This window comes from Mesorhizobium sp. M7A.F.Ca.CA.002.09.1.1 (genome assembly GCF_003998555.1).
Classification (GTDB): Bacteria; Pseudomonadota; Alphaproteobacteria; order Rhizobiales; family Rhizobiaceae; genus Mesorhizobium; species Mesorhizobium ciceri.
In genome coordinates this window covers 1-4,402 of sequence record NZ_RZRR01000457.1, presented here as the reverse complement: position 1 = coordinate 4,402, position 4,402 = coordinate 1, and the positions used below count along the sequence as shown (strand labels likewise).

Sequence of the window (4,402 nt, the reverse complement as noted above, 5' to 3'; positions counted from 1 at the left end):
CCCTCGAGTTGGTCGCCCAGTGCTTTCACCATCGCCACCAGCGCCGGTCCGATCTCGGCATGCGCGCGGTCCTCGGTGATGATCTCGCCGATGCCGCCGCAGGTGATGGCAACCAGCGGCGAGCCGTCACGCGGGCGGAACGGCACGCCGACTGCATGGATGTAGCTGTGCCAGGCGCCGAACGACGTCACATAGCCCTGGCGTGCATATTGGGCGATCGCATCGTCGATCGCCGCCGCGATCATCGCTGCCTTGTCCGGCTCCGCCTCCTGCAAAGCCCGTACAAGGCTGACGCGCTCCTCGGGTGAAAGGGCCGCCGCATAGGCCAGCCCCATCGATGTCTTCCAGATCGGCAGATAGGAGCCCGGGTTGAGCCGCAGCGTGACAAGGCTCTCCGACCGGCAATTGGCGAGATACACCATGTTGAGGCTGTCGCGCGTGCCGAGCGCCACCGCCGCCCCCGTCAAATCGGCCAGCGGCTGCATCAGCGGCCGGGCGACGTGCACGACGGCGCTTGAACTGAGCGCCGAATAGCCGAGCGCCACGGTAGCCGACCCCAGGCTGTAGCGGCCGAGATCCTTGTCGTACAGGAGGTAGCCGAGCGCGCTCAGCGTATAGGTGATGCGCGACACCGTGGCTTTGGGCAGGCCGGTGCGGGCAATGATGTCCTGGTTGCCGAGCGAGGCGTCGCCCGGCCGAAAGGCGCGCAGGATGCCGAGCCCGCGCACCAGCGACGACGAAAGCTGTGCGCCTTCGCCTTCAAGCTCCGTCTCGTCCCTGGTGGCTCGCTTGCGCACGCTGAGGTCTTTCTGGCGTCGTCGTCCGCCTGTCGGGCCGGTGACGTCGGCACTGTCGATCAAAAATGAAATTAAATTCCATTTATATTGACAGCGGCTTTCGCGGGCTGTCAATATGTTTCCGTCGATGGCATGTCCCAGCGCCTTGTGCCATCTTACAAAGCCCCTCCTTGTGAAGGTAGCCACGTGTCTCGCTATATTTTGCGCCGGCTTATCGCAATGCCGTTTCTGGTGCTCGGCATCGTCACCATCGCCTTCCTGATCACCACGGTGACCAAGGGGGATCCGCTGACCGCGATTGTCGCCGAACAGCAGATGAGCAACCCCGAAGTGGTGGCCGCCGCCAAGACGCGTTGGGGTCTCGATCGTCCTTTGCCGGAACGCTATATGATATATCTTGGTAATCTGCTGAGCGGCGATCTTGGCACCTCTTTCATCACCAAGCGCAATGTCGGCACCGACATTCTCTACCGCTTGCCGGCAACGCTCGAACTGGTTTTCGCCGCGATGATCTTCGGCACCACGCTCGGCATCGTGCTTGGTGTGCTGGCCGCCTATTTCCGCAACAGCCTGATCGACCATGGCGCGCGGCTGTTCGCCTTGTTCGGCTCTTCGCTGCCGGTGTTCTGGTCGGGGCTCGGCCTGTTGTTCATCTTCTCCGTCATGCTGAACTGGTTGCCGGGGCCGGGCAGGGTCGATGCCCGCTTGGCATTGCCGCCCGGCATCACCGGCTTCCTGACCATCGATTCGCTTCTGGCTGGCGACTGGACCGTCCTCAAGGACGCGCTCTGGCACCTGCTTCTGCCGGCCTTCGTCCTCGGCTGGACGGTTTCGGGCACCATATCGCGGCTGGTGCGCGCCAACATGCTTGATGTGATGAGCCGCGAGTTCGTGCTCACCGCGCGCGCCAAGGGGGCGAGCGAATTCCGCGTCGTCATCGTCCATGCGCTGCGCAACACCATGGTGCCGACCCTGACCGTCATCGGCTATTCCTTCGCCTATCTGATCACCGGCGCGGTGCTGACCGAAACCATCTTCTCCTGGCCGGGCATGGGATCCTATGCCGTGGAGGCAGCGCGTGCGCTCGACTTCCCGGCGATCATCGGCGTCACCATCGTCGGTGGTCTCGCCTTCCTGGTCACCAACCTTATCACCGACATACTCTATGTCGTGGCCAATCCGCGCGTGAGGTTGAGCTGATGGCAGTCGTCGTCACCAAGTCCCGCTCCTCGACGGTTCCCGAATGGCTGACCGCGCCATTGGTCATCGGCACGGTCGTCATCCTGTTCTGGCTGTTCATGACCGTATTCGCCAACCTGGTCGTGCAGTTCGATCCGCTCGAAATGGTCGCACGCCGGCTTCAGGCGCCAAGCTGGGCGCATTGGCTGGGTACCGACGCACTCGGCCGCGATGTGCTGGCCCGCACTCTGCACGGGGCCGCGCATTCGCTGCCGATCGCGGTTCTGGTCGTCGTCTCTGCAGTGATCATAGGCTCGCTGCTCGGCGCCATTTCCGGCTTCGTCGGCGGATTGACCGGCGCGGCGATCATGCGGCTTGTTGACGTCACTCTGTCCTTTCCGCCGATGCTGCTGGCCATGGCCGTCGCGGCGTCGCTCGGACCAGGCCTCGGCAATGCCGCCATAGCCATGGTGCTCGTCTGGTGGCCCGTCTACGCCCGGCTGATGCGGGCGCAGGTATTGGAGGTGAAGGAGCGCGAGCATGTCGAGGCGGCAATCGCCGCCGGCGCCAGGCCGCGGCGCGTGCTGTTCACGCACATATTGCCGCTTTGCTGGACCCCGGTGCTGATCAGCGCAACCATGGATCTCGGCCAGGTCGTGCTGCTTGCCGCGTCGCTCAGCTTCATCGGCCTCGGCGCCACGCCGCCGACACCCGAATGGGGCTCGATGATCTCCGATGGCGCCGTTCATTTCTATCAATGGTGGATCGCCTTCGGTCCCGGCGTCGCCATCCTCACCATCGTGCTCGGCTTTAACTTCATAGGCGACGGCTTGCGCGACATTCTCGATCCAAGGTCGGACTAGGCGATGAGCGCACAGATTTCCTCAGCGCCACCGGGCGCAGTCGACAAGGTGGGCGAGCGCGAGCCGCTGCTGTCCATACGCGGTCTGCGGGTCGGATTCCGCAAGGCCGGCAGTCAGTTCGAAGCGGTTCGCGGGATCGACCTCGACGTCGCCAAGGGCGAAGTGGTCGGCATTGTCGGTGAGTCCGGCTCGGGCAAGTCCGTCGGCATGCTCGCCGCGCTCGGCCTCACGTCAAAGAACGCGGTGGTCACCGGCTCGGTCCGCTTCAACGGCGACGAACTGGTCGGCAAACCGGCGCGCGAGATGCGCAAGATCAGGGGCGCGCGCATCGCCATGATTTTTCAGGACCCGCTGTCCTCGCTCAATCCGGTGATGACCGTCGGCGCCCAGATTGCCGAGGCGGTCAGGCTGCATCAGCGCGTGACACGCAAACAGGCGATGACGCGCGCGGTCGAATTGCTCCATCTGGTGGCGATCCCGCAGCCGGAGCGCCGGGTCAACCAGTATCCGCATGAATTCTCCGGCGGCATGCGCCAACGCGCGGTGATCGCCATGGCCGTCGCCAACGATCCTGACCTGTTGATTGCCGACGAACCGACCACGGCGCTCGATGTCACGGTGCAGGCACAGATCCTGGCCGTGCTGCGCTCGCTGCAGGAACGGCTCGGCCTCGGCCTGGTGCTGATCACCCATGATCTCGGCGTCGTCGCCGGCCATGCCGACCGCGTCGCGGTCGTCTATTCCGGCCGTGTCGTCGAACAGGCAGGCGTATCCGAGCTGTTCGCCGATCCGCGCCATCCTTACACGCGTGGCCTGATCGCCTCGATCCCCAACCTCGAGGAAAGCCGCGAGCGGCTGTTCTCGATCGACGGTTCGCCGCCCGCACTTGGGCGCTTGCCGGGCGGCTGCGCCTTCCATCCGCGCTGCATTTATGCCGCGGCACGCTGCCGGACCGAGGACCCGCCTTTGCACGATGTCGGCGGCCGGTTCTCGGCCTGTCATTTCGCGACGACCTTGCCGCCCTTCCACAGTGCTGTGCTGGCGGCGGCGAGCCTGGACAGTGGAGACGTGGCCTCATGAGCGCAGCGGAGCAACTCCAGGCGGAAACCAAACCGGCGGCTGCGCTTTCTGTTCGCCATCTCGTCAAGGACTTTCCGGTTCGCGGCGGCCTCGTCTTCGACCGTGCCGTTGCCCATGTCCGTGCGGTCGCCGATGTCTCGTTCGACGTAGCACCGGGCGAAACGCTGGGTCTGGTCGGTGAATCCGGTTGCGGCAAGTCGACCCTCGGGCGCTGCCTGATGCGGCTGATCGAGCCGACCAGCGGCGAAAGCTGGTTCCGTGGCCAGAACCTGCTCGCGCTCAATCACGAAGACATGCGCCTGATGCGGCGCTACATCCAGCTCGTCTTCCAGGATCCCTACGGGTCGCTGCATCCGCGCATGCGCATTGCCGACAACATCGCCGAGCCGCTGCGCATGAGCGACATGTCGGCGATGTTGTCGGCAATGCGCATGCGCGGATGCAGCGACCCGTAGGGATCCTGGAAGACGAGCTGGATGTAGC

The 4,402-nt window shown here is 64.7% G+C and carries 4 protein-coding genes and 1 pseudogene; 4 read left to right on the top strand and 1 reads right to left on the bottom strand.

Going from position 1 to position 4,402, the window contains the following annotated elements:
• Positions 1-797, bottom strand: a 797-nt coding sequence (locus EN994_RS19590) for an IclR family transcriptional regulator (protein ID WP_164746021.1), incomplete at its 3' end; no start/stop codon positions are given.
• Positions 798-983: 186 nt separating this feature from the next.
• Here EN994_RS19590 and EN994_RS19585 point away from each other — a divergent pair.
• The 4 genes and pseudogenes from EN994_RS19585 to EN994_RS19570 form a co-directional block, all read left to right on the top strand.
• On the top strand, positions 984-1,997 hold the full coding sequence (locus tag EN994_RS19585; RefSeq protein WP_063169870.1) for an ABC transporter permease: 1,014 nt from the start codon (positions 984-986) through the stop codon (positions 1,995-1,997).
• Positions 1,994-2,839 carry an ABC transporter permease gene (locus tag EN994_RS19580; RefSeq protein WP_024501859.1) on the top strand — a complete coding sequence of 282 codons (846 nt, stop codon included), beginning with the start codon at positions 1,994-1,996 and terminating at the stop codon, positions 2,837-2,839. The genes EN994_RS19585 and EN994_RS19580 overlap by 4 nt, the downstream gene beginning before the upstream one ends.
• A gap of 3 nt (positions 2,840-2,842) precedes the next feature.
• Entirely contained in the window at positions 2,843-3,919 is a 1,077-nt protein-coding gene (locus EN994_RS19575; RefSeq protein ID WP_082826631.1) for an ABC transporter ATP-binding protein, read from the top strand.
• A pseudogene (locus tag EN994_RS19570) lies at positions 3,916-4,329 on the top strand (ATP-binding cassette domain-containing protein); the annotation flags it as partial. The gene EN994_RS19575 and the pseudogene EN994_RS19570, both read left to right, overlap by 4 nt.
• Positions 4,330-4,402 lie beyond the last annotated feature (73 nt).

Coding starts and splice junctions, on each gene's coding strand:
- EN994_RS19575 (WP_082826631.1), top strand. CDS start 2,843: ATGAGCGCACAGATTTCCTCAGCGCCACCGGGCGCAGTCGACAAGGTG.